This is a genomic window from Prevotella sp. P3-122, from assembly GCF_002251365.1.
Classification (GTDB): domain Bacteria; phylum Bacteroidota; class Bacteroidia; order Bacteroidales; family Bacteroidaceae; genus Prevotella.
Map to the genome: position 1 here is coordinate 135308 of NZ_NPJH01000079.1, position 16066 is coordinate 151373.

Here is a 16066-nt window from a genome sequence, read left to right on the forward strand (position 1 = left end):
TATCCACCGATACCAGAGCCAAGCGTGGCTGGCTCTGGTAGTCAGGATTTGACTCCTTGTCTTTGTTTCCCGGTTCCTACACCTAATAATATATACTACCCGGTTTCTGCACCTGTTATATATATATAATAATGTGTAGCAACTTACTCTACTACTATCTTTATAGCAGCCTTGTCAGCTCCGCTTACGGCCTGCAGCACGTACAGTCCCGGTGCGGTATTGGCAGGGATGCTGAAGCCGCCATCCCTCAACAGGCTCTGAGCATATACCAGTCCGCCGTTGGCCGAGAACATGCGCACCTGCACCTGCCATGTAGAGGCACCAGTAAATGTGAGTGGCAAAGTCTCGCCTGCCCTAACCTTGGTCTGAGCAGCCTGCAAGCCAAAAGTCGTGCCCTGCTCCTGGTCGGCCAGCTCGTTGTTGATACCAGCCACAAAGTTGTTGTCGGTAATGGTAGACGTATAGTTGAACCACTTCAGCTGCTCGTTGCCGGGCATATATGCATTGTCGAGCATCTGGAGCCTGTAGTCGTAATGCGTCTTGCGCTGAGCCTCGCCGGTATATATATAATCGGTGTTGCAGACCACTGCAAACAGCACCTTGTTGGCTGGTGCGTCGGGCAGTATCATCATCACGTCACCCTCTCCAACAACAGGCTCGGAGTAGTAGCAGCGTCCGCGCTTGGTTCTGAAGCACAGCTGACAGGTCATGTTCTGTCCGAGGGGCTTGAAATGTATTTTCACTAAGTCACCCTTGTTGCCGCTCACGTGTATGGGCACGATATTTGAGCCGCTCCATCCCGGTGTCGTCCTGTACTCAGGCTTCCACCATCCAGCCGAGTCCACCTCGTCGCACTTCGACATCTTGGCATAGCATGTTGCCTTCCATGTCTCCACGTTCTTCAGCCAGTTTCCTCCGGCCGTGTTGCCCTCCGGCTTAATGTTGATGAGCCAGTTGGATGTGAGCAATGCCCTTGATGCCGCGGTCCATTTGCCGAACTCGATGGTTGCCTGCTTAGCCCTGAACTCCATGATGAGACGACGTGTCTCGTCACCTCCGATAGAGTCGGCAATACCGTCGAGAACCCTGTTCTTGCAATATCTCCATACCCATGGAAGTGCTCCGTCGCCGAAGCGTACTGACAGGAAGTGTGCGAACAACTCGCCATACTGGTTGCCGCCCAGAAGATTGCGCCATGTACAGAGCTGGGCTCCGCTGGAGTTGAACATGTTCACTCCCTCTGCGCTCGGACCTCCGAACGATCCATCCTGCAACCATCCCGAATAGCACTCGATGGGCTGGAACGGAGCTATCATATTGCTGCCTGACAAAAATCCCATGGACGACGGTACGGCATTTGGTGTCTTGCTTAGCTCGGCATCGGCCTGCATCGACGTGTTGCCGCTCTCCTGGAACCATGCAGCGTTCTTGCATCCCTCAAGGTCGGCAAACACGGCGTGTATGCCCTCATGCACGCAGGCATTCTGCTGTCCCACTTGGTCGGTGACATTACCTATAAGCGATATACCGTTCTGCGGGTCGCCATATTTGCAGTAGGTGAAGTCAGGGTCAAAGCATGCCACAGGATAGTACGACAGGTGTATCATCGGCCAGCTCTCATTTTTGTACCATGTAGCACCCTGCCAGCCGCCACGTGCCAAAGAGTCGGCATTATCGGTATACAGTCCGCTGCCATACAGGTAGATGGTGCTGTAGTAGCCTCTTCTGGCGCGTTTGTCGGGAAGCCAGCCAAGTGTGTTGCGGAAATAGCCGAAGTCCTCGTCCATCTTCTTGAGCAGTCCGTCTATGGCCTCATCGGTAACATAGGCGTTGCGGTTCTTGCCCCAGGCAAAAGCCCACCAGCCGTAGGTCTTCACGCCTACCTGTCCCACGTCCTCGGGCAGCATCTTAGTTGGTGCAGGAACGCCCTCGGGGTAGTCGTAGCGGTAGTTGTAGCACAGTGTCGACTGGTAGTCAGGCCAAGTAAATGTCACGTTGGGATCTTTTATAGTATATGTCAGCGATGCTATTGAGCCGCAAGGCCTCTGGCATGTCACAGTATACACACCCGGTGCCGTCACGGTAAGCTCGTCCGTTGTGGAGACAATCTCCTTTTCCGAAGTCCAGTTCCATATCAGTTGACTGAGGTCTCCGTCATCAACTGTCACCGTGGGACTGAGCGTCAGCGGCTCTCCCATATAATATTGTGTGGCGTTATTGTCTGTCAATGTTGCCATCTGGCATGTCTCATCCAGCTCGCCCACAAGCCTCACCTCTTTTATACCGCATGCCTTGTCGCTCTTCATGTAGATCCGAAGCCTGTTGGCAGTAAACACCTGCTTGGTAACACTCCTGTTCGCGGCGTCGAAACCCTCAAACTCCAATTCCTCGCGCTGCCACTCATGGCCGTCCCATATCATTATATAGAAATCGGTGGGCAACTGTATGCTGTCGCCATCCACTGCCCAATAGATTGTCGAGGTTGTGATGGTGGCGTTGTAGCTCCAGTTCAGCTCCACATATTGGTACTCGCCGTACTTGTCCTGTCCGGCATAGCTGCTCCAGTAGTCATTTCCTGTGAACTTTCCATCTACTATAAGCGACAATGGGTGCTCATCCGACTGTACAGACGCATCTGTGCTCGAGACCTTTGTCCCGAGAATGACGACGCCAAATGCCATATTGGCAACAGACAAGGCAGCTGCAGTTGCCAGTGTCCTTCGAAAGGTTGTTAACTGTTGTTTCATATTTAGGTGTAATAAAGTCTCGACAGTCGGCTATATGTTAGGTGTGGCAAAAATACAAAAATAATAGTTAACAGCCAAGGTCTTTTCCTTTTTTTTTTGAATGTCACGCTTTTTTTTGTTCATACAGCTGAGGCAGCCGAAAAATAGTCTAAATAGATAAAAAAAACGTCCAATAGAATATTTTTTATATCGCCACGACCATGTTTTTCAATATTTTTTTTTAGCTTTGCGATGTTTAAGGTGCGGAACAGGAAACCATAGACACTAACCCAACAGCAATCAATCATGAAAATCAAACAAATAAATTATCAACCTAAAAACTGTTAAACTATGAGAATTATTACTTCTATGACATCACGTCTGTTGTCATTGGCCGCAGGTCTTCTTATGACCATGACAGCCAACGCACAGTTCAGTGCCAAGGTGGAGCAGTATGCCAACTCCGACTATTCGTCTGTGGAGGCAGTGTTCAGCCTAACCAAGGTAGCAACGCAGCTTGGAACCGACACAGCCACTCTCGTAAAAGCCCTTGACGAGTGGAAAGAGGCTGGTTCTGACGGAACAACAAAGATGTTCCAGAGCAAGAACGCCGACGGTACATTCACCGGCGAGTACAATGCCAACTTTGGTGAGTTCTGGATTGGACTTGACGGAAACCTCCATACGTACGGAGAAGAAAGCGCATTCTTCGGAGGCAACAAATGGGATGCCAACGAGGACCTCTACTGCATCTATGTAGGCCAGTTCCCCGACTTCCTTGCTGAGGGTGCTGTCATCGACCACACCTTCGCCCTTGTATATGGTGACAAGACAGCCACCTTCGACATCAACTACACTGTAAAGAAATTGCCTGATGCTCCAGTGCCCACAACGGTAAAGATATCTGAGCTGAACGTCGTTGCAGAGAAGTCGGTGGACGTAACCCGTCTTGACAACCAGGGCTATGAGGCTACTCAGATTTCGTTCGACCTCGCTGGCGTTGCCGAGCTGCTCGGAACAGACAACGCAGGGCTGGCACTCTTGATGTCAAAAGTGCTGTACGCACAGGATGCTGATGCAACTCTTGGTACAGGAAAGGACTCTCTGACAAACGTATACACAGCTGGTGCTCCTGGCTGGTGGTACAAGCAACTGCTTTATTCTGAAGGCGAGAACATTGGCGAGAAGAGCAACGAGTGTGCAGCCTGCTCATACGGAGGTGACGCCATCTTCTTCATTGAGGCCCTCACTCTTGACCAGGAGACAGGCATCCTCACAGGTAATCTCGGACAATATCCTGGCAACCTCAAGGCAGAAGCCGCCCTGTACACAAGCATTTACATCATATATGGTGACAAGGCTGTGAAACTCACCGTCAACCTCAAGTGCGAGGCTGCTCCCGTAGAGAGCATTAAGGAAATGACATGTGTGGGCAACACGGATATCTCGCTCCAATTCAACAACTCGTTCGTTGACTATCAGACCGTACCGTTCTCTATCGACATCGAGGCTATCGCTCAGGCTCTTGGCTGCGCATCAAGCGAAATAACATTGAAATGCCTTGCTGAGGAGGACGCATTCTACACAGGCAATCCTACCGCTAACCGTGGCGGTTACTGGCTGACAGATGTGGGTATGGTTTGTAGCTGGGGCGCTTCCGCTGCCTTGTTCGTAGAGCCTGTGACTGAAAACGACTACACGTCAATGACTGGCGGTCTTTACGCTGGTGTACAAAGCAATGTCGGAGAGTCTTACACCGCCGTACTCTACTTCGTGAATGGTACCAACTACTACACCGTAACCATAACATTCAACATTGTCGAGAAACAGGCCGAAGACCAGTCTGGCTGGGAAATCGTAGCTACACGCCCTGCTGCCGTACAGATCATTCCTAACGAAAGTTACGATGTATCAGAAGGCACTCAGACATTCTACACCCTCACACCAGAGACTGTAAACGAGCTGATTGGAACCACCAATCCTACTATGTATGTGCTCAACAACGATGACGACCTTGCAGCAACCGGCGAGAAGTGGGTACCGGCAAGCAAGTATCCATGTACCCCTGCTCCAGGTGCTTGGGTTAACGAGAACGGTGTCGGTACTGGTTGGGGTAGCAATGCTGCCGTAGGTATATGCTACGACCTCAGCTCTGGTAAGTTCACCATTTACCAGATGCCAGGTACAGGAAAGAACGTTGTCGGCAACACTATGACTGTGCCAATCTACCTTGCCAACGACGACACACACAAGATGGTTGAGGTAAAATTCAACATCCAGTTCGTAAGCGAGCTGAAGAGTCTGGAGTTAGTAGGCGAGAAGAATATCATCCTGCCTCTGTCTGTCGGGATGGAAGAACTGAAAACTCCTATCGACCTTACTGAAGCCGCAACGGCTCTCGACCTTACCATTGACGAGCTTGCTGATTGCATGGTTGGCCAGACGGCATCAGGCCTATGGAGCGACCCAGTAAACATGGAGACAGGCCTTTCGTTCCGTCTTGACGGCTCTTGCGACCCACAAGGCATGAGCGACCTGGGTATCTACATCATTAAGGAGACAGACGGCAACTATCAGGCTATTACCTACACTAACCAGGAAATTGAAAACCCTGAGTTCAAGACTACCGTCCAGTTCGGTTTCATAAATGGTGACAAGCTGTTTGTATACATTGTTAACCTGCTCAATGAGGGTGAATACACTGGCATCAGCAACATCAACGCTACCGCCACAACTGCCAACAAGGTATATGACCTCATGGGACGTGAAGTGAAGAAAGCCGTTAAGGGTATCTACATCATGAACAACAAGAAGGTAATCATAAAATAACATCTTGGCACACTGCCAAAACACAGGACAACTGACAAGGCCCCTGAGCAAATAACGCTCAGGGGCCTTATCGTCTACGATATCTTAACCGCCTGTGTCAACATTCTCGAATGACGGAGAAGTCGGCCTTTGCAGTAATTTTATTAGGGTGTCCAGTTTGATAGGGTGTCCAGTTTGTTGTACCCAAAATGGGACTGTTCCTTATTTACTCTGACTACTTGCTCATCAAAAACACATTGACCAGCACGCGCTGTAAGCGCAGAAGCACATAGCCCAGGGTAGAGCGTAGCGGCACCCTGGGTGTAAGGAGACATTGTCCATGCGCGCTGTAAGCGCAAAAGCGTTATTTGTCCTGCTGTTGTCTACGCTTTTGCGCTTTGCCTTTCCTTTCAGCCGGCGACCTTTGGTTCAGCGCGACCATCACCTACATGAAATAACCCAGGGTGTCGCTACGCTCTACCCTGGGCTAGCAGCTTTTGGCCTTTCAGGCCGAGCAGCCCTGGGTTTTTGTGTGGGTGTAGGAATTATCAAGGGTGTGTCAAAATTTTGACACACCCTTGAATCACTTCTCTGATAGTAAAACGTCTGTTGCAGTCTTTACGGTATTGTGTTCGGCAATTGCCTCCAAAGGAGAGGCGTCAGCGTACGACTTTCTTGCCATTCACGATATAGATGCCGCGCGGGAGCCCATTTAAGGTTGTCGAGGATTGGGCTTTTACTTGCTGGCCAGCCAGATTGTAGATTGCCTTGGAGTTGGGGCGGTTTTCTGTCTGCACGGCCTGTATAGCCACGACAGATGGCAGTTCTGTAAGGATGGATGGCTGCTTGGTGGAGCGTCTTGAGATGAGGTATGCTTTGTGTGCCGGGTTCTTGAATACAGCTCCGTCTGTTGCAGTCCAGTTCCATTCCATCTGGTGGTTTTCGTTCTCACATAAAGTGTAGTAGAAAGTGCCGCCGTGGGTCAGTTGGTCCTCGTCGGAGCCTCGGAGCTGGTTTCTGGAGTCGAGGCTGTTCTTCTTCGTGGTGGGTAGCATGGTATATCTCCCTGGTTGAGCACCAAGTACAACGGCTTGTCCTGCGGGCAACACGGTACCTGGAGCCGTGAAGTGCTGGCTGACGGCAAAGTCTTGGGTTGTCTCGCGGAATGTGTAGGCCTCCATGCCTTCGGGCAGCAGGAAGCTCTGGTCGCTATAGTAGAAGGTGGTGTAGCCCGACTGTGGTATCTCCACAGTGACAAACGGCTGTCGGTATTTTATTTCGAAGCCTTGGAAATTGACCCATTGTGTGCTGCTGGAGATTGTTGCGGACAGCGTCATTTGGTGATTGTCCACGACCGCATCTTTCAGTACTGTCTGTGCCAGGTCGCTGGTTAGCGTCTGTGCCGCACCGGCAGTCGTCTCGGCGGCTGTCATCATCACCTCGTTGTCTGCCACCGTCTGCCACTCAACCACCGTTCCCGTCACGGTGTTCGTGGCCTCGGCAGTCACAACAGGCACTTTGTCTGCATTGTCGTTGCGATAGAATGCGTGTAACACGATGTCGTAGATGCCCAGCGGCAGGTCGGTTTGCGTTTGTGTGAGGGTAAAGGGCTTGTGGAACATCTCGATGTTTCCGTCCTTAATGGTGGTTGAAGCAGTTGTCCAGTCGGTCGTGGTCGCATTTCCAAGCATGTCAGCGTTGTCGAACAGGCAGGATGCGTCTATGCTGCTCGTGAGACCTTCCGCTACGGCCAGAACCAGTTTGCGAGCGGCCGCACGCAGTTCTGCCACCGTTGCATCGGCATTCAGATAGACTTGGGCCGCAGCCTGAATGTTAGCAGCATAAGCCTCTTCTTTTCTTGAGTCGGCAATAGCTTGGCGGAGGGCAAACAGCTTCTGTCGTTCCTTGTATTTGGCGTATGACTGGGAGGAAATCTCTTTCGGCGCGATAAAAGCCCAGCGCGTGAAACCACGTCCGTGGCGCGTGGTCAGGGGACCACCATAGGCATAGGACACGTCGAGATAGTCCTTTTGTGCATTTGATATCAAGGCATACGTGCTTCCGGCGGCTGTGGATGTCTCTTGCCACGTGAATGTGGCTTCCTCAGCCGAACGGTCGCTCCAAACGTTGCAGGCATCCGGGAGGCATCCGATGTATGCGTTGGCCTTGTCCGCCATCGAGAGTCTGACTTTGTCTCCAGCCAATTTCGTTACTTTTACTCGGAATCGGTTGTCCAGACTGCGGTCGCCTTTTGCCAGACGCTGTGCCACCGATTGGGTGTTCCAGCTCATTCCGTAAGTGACGAAGGCGTCGGCATCCACGTTGTAGAGGTAGAGGACTTCTGCAGAGCTGATTTCCGCTATAGTCTTGGATGGCAGTACAGGCTCGGGCCATGCATTCTCATCGCCGTGTGAAGAGGTCTCGCCCATCACGGACTGGAGTTCTGCGGGACTTAGCGCATAGTTGTAGATGCGCAGGTCGTCAATTCGTCCATCCATCGGTGGTACGCTCGCGTCTTGTCCACGACCGATGTAGTTGCACACGGGCCGGATGTCAGCAAGCCCGACAGATGGCGCCGCGCCAGTTCCACTCGGCTCACCATCGAGATAGACCTTTGTCATGCCCTCGCCGATGGTCACGGCTACATGATGCCAGCCTTCGGGCAGCTTTCCGCCGCTGATGGTCTGCACATGCTCGCCGTCCTGTACCGTCAGCACGATGTTTCCCCCTTGGTTCAGGAAGAGTACGGCCTGGCGCGTGTCGTTGGCAGCGAAGTCAAAGAGGCGGCTGTTCTCGGCCAAGCGGCCTGGGTTATACACCCATGCAGCGATGGTGGCTTGTGCCAGACATAGGGCAGCGGGCGGGATGCGAATATCGCTTGCCGAGCTGCCATCGTACTTCGCCACCAGTCCACGCTGTCCGCTCAGGGCCGCCTCCACAGGTTCCGATTTGTCGGAGCGGTTCTGGGAGTAGTCCACGCTTTGCAGGGCATAGTAGTAGATGGTGTTCTGGCGGCAGTCGCTGTCGGTGAAACGATTATCCATGACTTGTCGTCCGATGACGTCGTATTCAATTGTTCCCGCTGCGTTCTTTTCACCACGGAGCACCATATACCCATTGAAGTCCTTGTCCTGAGTGTTGGCTTCCCAGCTGAGTTCGATGGTGCTTATGCCCGGTGTGGCTTTCAGTCCCGACGGAACGGTGGGAGCCACACGTTCGCAGGGCGCATCGATGGGTAGGAGTTTCCACAGCTGGTGGTCGTCGGTAGCCTCGGTGCACAGGCGCACGGTGGCGTTGTTGAATGAACTTCCGCCAGCCACCTCAAGATAGAGTCCCGACTGGTAGTTGCGAATCTTGTAGTAACCGTCGCTGGCATACTCAAAGGTCCAGCGCTGGTTCTCTGCCTTTGTCACGGGATAGACGCTCACCGTGGCACCGGGTTTCACCTGAAAGCCCGCAGTCTCGAGGTTCATGTTCGCATTGCGCAGGCTGTGGATATAGAACCCCGTGAGGTCGCCTCCATTGTCCTTTAGGGCTTCCAGCGTCCATTGCTGGTAGGCATAGTCCTTGTCTTCGTACTGGCCTACGGTTGCCGAATTAGCTGTGGAGCCTGACAGAATTGTCAGCACCTTCTGACTTTTCTTGTTGACGATGATGTAGTTGCTGCCTGTCAGCGGACAGAGAGGCACGTCCTCACCTTGGCATATCTGTATGCTGCGCTCTGCACTTTGCTGGTACTTGTCGCCAAAACGGTAGCCACCGGGCAGGGAGACGGGGTAGGTGTAAGCGGGGCCATAGCCATCGAAATACACTGCTTTGTCTGTACTTACCAGTTCATAGGTGCATGGTGAGGCCTGTCGCTCGCTGGCGCCTGCAAATGCCTTGATGCGGCCGTCGGGCATCCTGTAGACAGCAGCCCCAGTCCATGCAGCGCGATTCTCGCCATAGCCCAGGCGCATACCGCCAGGGCTGGTGGCCAGACAGAAGTCACCTCGTGTAGGTCCAACCGTTCCCCACCAGATGCCATTCTCCAAACCGTATTGTGCGCCCACGATGCCTTCCATCACGTTGTGCAGCTCGTCGTTCGTAGCCACGTTGCCGTCGGCTTTCACCGCAGTATAGAAATCGGCATAGTGGTCGAAATCACCGGCCAGCTGGTGCGTATTCCCTTCATCGACGTATGGCTTCATGTGCTGATACCATTCCATGGCGCCATCGTTGTTGCAGGTGTTGCCGGCGCAAATGCGTATGCCGGCAAGCTCGGGATCTTCCTTCAGCAGTTTGGCCACAGCCTTGAAGTCGTCCTTCGTTCCTTGATTGCTGGCCGTCACATCCGGCTCGTTGAAGGGAGCGATAGAGACCACGTTCAGTCCGTAGTCTTGCACATATTTCACCGTTGCCTTGATGACCTTGTACCACTGTTCGGGGTGGTGGGTGAAGATGTCCACGTTAATGTCTACGGGGTCGCTGTTGAGTAGAATGCCCGTGGGCTTGCTCAGTGCGATATGCTGCAATCGCGACTGCAAAAACTTCTGCTGCCGGGCAGACAATGTGCCATCAGCATTCACAGGGTCCATCACCTGGAAGGAGACCCGGCCGTAGGTGAGACGGTCGGCACCGATGAAATTGATGCCACGCAACACGTTACCCTCGTCATCCCAGGCTGTGTCCATGCCCCACTTGATGGGTGTCGGCTGTCCAGTATCAGTGACGCAGAACGGCACTTTCACGATGTTGCTGCACAACTGCTGAGCTGACATCCTGCAACACAGCAGGAGGAGAATCATGAAGACCAGAGATTTATGGTATTTCATATGGTATGTGAATTTTTTGGGTTTATAAAGTAACAAAGATATTAAAAAAATCCAAGTTCATGTGAAAAGGAAGGACTATATTAAAATAGTTTAACAAATCCACTCTTCGGATTTGACTTTGCAAGGGTGGTGCAAGGCGAACAAAGAAAGCAGCGAGGGCAGAGTCAAGTTTACTTGAACTATGCCGAGTCGCGTTCGAGGTCGATGAATGTCAGTGCAGAGCCGAGCTCGCTCGAGCTATGCTGAGCTGCAGCCCACACTCGCCATTGCATCTCAAATGCGACGGCAAAGTCGCACCAAGTTATTGAGCTGTGCAATACCTTTTATTATTCCTGAAATATATTATTAAATGAAGTGGGTGAAACCGTTTGTCATAGGAGATGAATACGTTTGCATCCCTGATAAGGTTAATAACCTTACGGCTGAAAGGTTAATAACCTTACGCCCGAAAGGTTATTAACCTTATCGGCAATGATATATATATGCATCGACCACGCAACAATATATTGTCACTCGAGATATAGCATGAACCGCAAATATGAATACGCCACAGACAAGACTTATAACCTTAGCGGCAATGAAGGTAACAAATACAGAGCACACTGCTATAAATGGTAATCAATCGATCAGTCCTATTCCGGATAAGAGAAAAGGGAGGAAAGACTCACCATACGGGTCACTGTAGCCCCCAGGATATTTCTGCCGAATCCAATTTGCAGCAGTCTACAAGAACAAACAACCCAGAAAAAACAACGTTAAGGCGAGGGAATAGCGGCCGCTATTCCCTCGCCTTAACATTAGAAGTAGGTGGAGCTGGTGGGATTCGAACCCACGTCCGCACAAGGAAACCATACGCTTTCTACATGCTTATTCCGGACAATGTTTTCGGGCATCAGCAAGAACCGGACTACCAACCAATGCCTTATCCCCTAAAATTTCACCTGCACACTGGGGCTTATACAGGCTATTTCCGATTTTCCTGCACCGCTTGACCCTCCGATTCGGAACAACATCATTGGAGCGATGTCTCGTCCTGTCACCTGGTGACGGGATAAAGCCAGTAATCTACTGTACTTCGATTAGGCAGCGAGAGCGTAGTTGTTTTCGCCAATTAAATTTCTGTCCACTTCGTTTATGGAGATAGCAGACGAGGCTCCGCATGCTTACGTACCATTTCATCTCGCCGTCAAATCCATGTCAACCCCAAGAATACGTGATACGTGCTGCAAAGATACAACAAAAAACTGACATCGAGAGCAAAACCGCACAAAAAACTTTTGCCGTCACGTTTTTTTTATTACTTTTGCAGCATAATACACCTAATAACAAAAGCTTTATGAACCGACAGTACCTTATTGCATCAGCTCTGACTGCAATTTTAATGTATACCAGTGAGGTCTCTGCCCAAGACAGCTGGATAGACATAACAGATGATTTTGTTGTTAATCCGCGCTTCGACGGCAATGACATATCGACCGGCTGGCTTGGCACGGCCTTTGGTTCCGCCAATCCGAAAGAGAATGCGGAACACTATCAGAAGAACTTCAACACCTATCAGGTTATTACAGGCGTGGTACCGGGCAAGTACCGCGTATCGGTAAACGCCTTCTACCGCTGCGGAAGCTCCGCCAACGACTACAACACATACACCTCGGGCAACTATGCTGACTATCAGTATGCAAAACTATATGCCACATCTTCTGTTGACGACCAATCGGCAGGCATCGCCTTGGCATCAAGCGCGGCCTTGGAGAACAGTCTCGGTGGCGCGGTGAGCAACGTTGGCACAAAGAGGCTATACATCCCGAACAACATGGAAGCTGCCGACTATTGGTTCAATGCCGGGTACTACCAGAACTCGGTAGAGGTAGAAGTGGGTAGCGACGGGCAGCTTACCATCGGCATAAAGAAAGACATCATTATCGGGGGAGACTGGACATGTCTGGACAACTGGAAACTGGAATACTGGGGTGTTCGAACATATGTTAGCGAGATTGTATTTCCAGAACAGGAAATGACAATACAACTGGGCGAGACACGCAAGCTGACAGCCACCATACAACCATCTAACGCCACAACCAAGAAGCTCTCATGGTCGTCATCAGACACAGGCATCGTCACCGTTGACGAACAAGGCAACATCCTCGGTGTAGGTCGCGGCAAGGCAACCATCACTGCCACGGCTACCGACGGCAGTAATGTCTCGGCCTCATGCCTCGTAGAGGTTGAGGAGAACATTCCTACAGCACAGTCGCTTGTGATAAACGAGATAATGGCCTCTAACGTTGACGAGTTTGTCAGTCCTGCCTTCCAGTTTGACGGATGGATAGAGCTCTACAACCCCTCAGACAAGGGCGTTACCCTTTCTGGCCTATGGCTGAGCAACGACCCCACAAATACAAAGATGTGGAGAACGACACCTGCCAACGGTGTGCTGCCCGCCAAGGGTTATAAGGTGATATGGTTTGAGAACAGCGAGCTGTGCCCGTCGAACGCCAACATAAAGCTCGATGTTGACGGCGGTCAGGTAATCATCAGCGATGACAACGGAACCGTCATTGCCTCGGCCTCCTACCCTGCCAGCCTGGAACGCATCAGCTTTGCGAGAACCACCGATGGCGGAGACATATGGGCCAACACCGACAAGCCCACACCAGGCAAGAGCAACAGCTCATCCACATTCGGCTCTGCACAACTAAGCGCACCAGCGGTATCAGCAGGCTCGCAGGTGTTTACGTCTACCATGAATATTACCGTCGACATTCCGTCAGGCACAAGCCTTAGATATACCACCGACGGCACACTGCCAACAGAAACCAACGGAAAGAGCTCAAGCACAGGAGTGTTCAGCATCAGCAGCACTACCAACTTCAGGTTCCGCCTCTTCGCCGACGGCATGATGGCAAGTCCGGTAACAACCCGCTCGTATATCAAATGGGACAAGGAATTCAAGATACCTGTACTGTCCGTAGTGTCTGACCCAAGGTTCCTCTACGATGATTCACTGGGAGTATACGTACAGGGAGTAAACGGTAAGCCGGGCAACGGACAAAGTTCGCCATGCAACTGGAACATGGACTGGGAACGGCCCGTCAACATGTCGTACATAAACGAACAGGGGCAAATGGTGTTCAACCAGGATGTAAACCTCGAGATGTGCGGAGGATGGAGCCGAGCATGGACCCCCCACTCTTTCAAACTGAAAGGTGACAAGGAACTTGGTGGCAACAAGAACCTCAGCTACCCGTTCTTCGAGGCCAAGCCATATATCAGAAACAGGACTTTACAGGTGAGAAACGGAGGCAACGACAACTCGTGCCGCTTCAAGGATGCCGCTCTGGAAACGATAATTCAAATGTCAGGCATCGACATCGACCTGCAGAGCTACCAGCCAGTACACGAGTTCCTGAACGGTAAGTATATCGGAGTGCTAAATATGCGTGAGCCGAACAACAAACATTATGTCTATGCCAACTACGGATGGGACGACGACCTGATAGACCAGTTCGAGATGAGCCCCGACAGCGGATATGTACAGAAGGAGGGCACCATAGACAACTTCATGAAATGGTACGACCTGTCGGCAGATGCTGCCAATAACGACACCTACGAGGAGATAAAGCTCATGGTTGACATTGACGAATATGCCAACTACATGGCGGCAATGATGTACCTTGGCGGAACAGACTGGCCACAGAACAACATTAAAGGCTTCAGACTTACCGAAAACGGTAAGTTCCGCTTCGTTTCCTTCGACCTTGACTTCGCCTTCAGCACCCCTGACCCTTTCAACACGTTCGAATGGAAAAACACCTACACCTTCAACAAGCTGTATAACGGGCTGCCACAAATAACGGCAGAGATACGCTTCGTCACCATATTCCTGAACATGCTGAAGAACACTGACTTCAGAAAGAAATTCATAGACACCTACTGCATAATGGGCGGTAGCGTGTTTGAGCCGACCAGATGCAACGAGATACTGGACAGTCTCGTAAACAAGGTGGCTCCTGAAATGGCTTTCAATGGTGAGAGTCCCTACAATACATATTACAGCGTGAAGGATGCCCTGGCCAACAGACAACCGACAATGACCAATGCTCTGAAAAACTATTGGCGAATGCAGATTAGCGACAAGACTGCTGTTAGCGGAAAACTCAGCAGCGACACAAAGGGGGCAAGGCTGGAACTCAACGGCATTGACATTCCTACCGGCAAATTCGACGGACAGCTGTTTACACCAATGACCATCACCGCCGTAGCACCAGCCGGATACAGGTTCGCAGGATGGAAGAGCAGCCAGCAGGACATGACAACAATCGTCGAGCGCGGAAGCAAATGGACTTATTACGACAAGGGAAGCTTGGACAACACAAGCTGGACAGCAACATCCTACAGCACAAGCAGATGGAAACAGGGCAACGCCCCACTCGGCTATGGCAAGGACAATCTGGCCACAACAATAGAATATGGCGGAAACAGCTCCAATAAATATCCGACATACTATTTCCGGCAGACCTTCAAACTTGATGCCAAACCATCAACTTCCACAAAGGCAGTCCTCAACTTCACTGTCGACGACGGCTTCATAGTATACATCAACGGCAAGGAAGCCGGACGGTACAACATGCCTGGCGGAACCGTTGACTTCAATACGCTGAGCACCACCTACGCCCAGGGAAATCCAGACACAGGAACAATGGAGCTAAGCACCGACGCCATGGTGAAGGGCAATAACGTAATAGCCGTAGAGGTACACAACAACAACACGACAAGCTCTGACATATACTGGGATGCCGAACTGAAAGGCCTGTTCGACACCAGCAGCGGCAACTACGTTTACAATGAGCCTACGATAACGATGCCGGATGAGGACTTTGACCTCGTGGCGTGTTACGAGCCTATGGACAACCCCATCTCTGAGGGATATACTCCCATAAGGATCAACGAGATAAGCGCAGCCAACGATATCTACGTAAACGAATATGGCAAGAAGAACGACTGGGTGGAACTCTATAACACCACCGACGAGCCTATAGACGTGGAAGGCATGTTCCTAAGCAACGATGCCAATAATCCAAGGCTCTGCATACTCTCCAAGGGTGACACAAACGCCAGCACCGTCATCCCAGCCAAGGGACACATGGTTGTATGGTGCGACAAACTGGCTACTGCCCAAGACCTGCATACCACCTTCAAGCTGTCTGCCACAGGAGGCACCGTGGCTATCACGGCAGCAGACGGGTCATGGACTGACACCATCACCTATCCCGAACACGACGGATTCTCTACAATAGGACGATATGCCGATGGCTCACAGAGAATATATCATCTAACAACCCCAACCATAGGCAAGGCCAATATCATGACCTCGTATGCCGAGATGCTCGAAGAACAGGTCTCTGGTATCAGAAACGAAACCGTCTCAATCGGCAACAGCATAACACTGAGACTGGCAGCAGGCAACTTTATAGTCAGGTCTAATGCAGAATGGGCAAGTATCGAGGTATACACTCTCGGAGGACAGAAGGTCGCAGAGACAGCTGTTGACATTACAGGAGGCATCGGCACATCTGCTGCCCCAGCCTTACCTCACGGCTGCTATATAGCCAAGGCTACAGACAGCAACGGCAAGACTGCAACCATGAAGATTGGAAAGTAAGATTTGTTAGGATGCATGTATATATTGCCGCACCAAGCAGTACCTCTCCGTGGTCC

The 16066-nt window shown here is 51.4% G+C and carries 5 protein-coding genes and 1 other RNA gene; 2 read left to right on the forward strand and 4 right to left on the reverse strand.

Going from position 1 to position 16066, the window contains the following annotated elements; all coding sequences use genetic code 11:
• Positions 1 to 143 precede the first annotated feature (143 nt).
• Entirely contained in the window at positions 144 to 2747 is a 2604-nt protein-coding gene (locus CIL02_RS12560; RefSeq protein WP_141210227.1) for a hypothetical protein, read from the reverse strand.
• Between the two features lie 330 nt (positions 2748 to 3077).
• On the opposite strand from CIL02_RS12560, the gene CIL02_RS12565 reads away from it, so the two are divergent.
• Entirely contained in the window at positions 3078 to 5555 is a 2478-nt protein-coding gene (locus tag CIL02_RS12565) for a DUF4859 domain-containing protein (RefSeq protein ID WP_094402189.1), read from the forward strand.
• 638 nt (positions 5556 to 6193) lie between these two features.
• Here CIL02_RS12565 and CIL02_RS12570 read toward each other — a convergent pair.
• The 3 genes from CIL02_RS12570 to ssrA form a co-directional block, all read right to left on the reverse strand.
• Positions 6194 to 10348, reverse strand: a complete 4155-nt coding sequence (locus tag CIL02_RS12570) for an RICIN domain-containing protein (protein ID WP_094402191.1) — start codon at positions 10346 to 10348, stop codon at positions 6194 to 6196.
• A 179-nt stretch (positions 10349 to 10527) separates the two neighbouring features.
• Positions 10528 to 10665 (reverse strand): hypothetical protein, encoded by a 138-nt coding sequence (locus tag CIL02_RS16415; protein ID WP_170935095.1) that lies wholly within the window; start codon positions 10663 to 10665, stop codon positions 10528 to 10530.
• Positions 10666 to 11153: 488 nt separating this feature from the next.
• Positions 11154 to 11553, reverse strand: a transfer-messenger RNA (tmRNA) gene (ssrA, locus tag CIL02_RS12575).
• A 131-nt stretch (positions 11554 to 11684) separates the two neighbouring features.
• Here ssrA and CIL02_RS12580 point away from each other — a divergent pair.
• Positions 11685 to 16010 (forward strand): CotH kinase family protein, encoded by a 4326-nt coding sequence (locus CIL02_RS12580; protein ID WP_094402192.1) that lies wholly within the window; start codon positions 11685 to 11687, stop codon positions 16008 to 16010.
• Positions 16011 to 16066 lie beyond the last annotated feature (56 nt).

What these genes read in the sequence shown, in the direction of transcription:
- CIL02_RS12570 (WP_094402191.1), bottom strand. Translation starts at nt 10,348, where the DNA reads ATGAAATACCATAAATCTCTGGTCTTCATGATTCTCCTCCTGCTGTGT.
- CIL02_RS12560 (WP_141210227.1), bottom strand. Translation starts at nt 2,747, where the DNA reads ATGAAACAACAGTTAACAACCTTTCGAAGGACACTGGCAACTGCAGCT.
- CIL02_RS12580 (WP_094402192.1), top strand. Translation starts at nt 11,685, where the DNA reads ATGAACCGACAGTACCTTATTGCATCAGCTCTGACTGCAATTTTAATG.
- CIL02_RS12565 (WP_094402189.1), top strand. Translation starts at nt 3,078, where the DNA reads ATGAGAATTATTACTTCTATGACATCACGTCTGTTGTCATTGGCCGCA.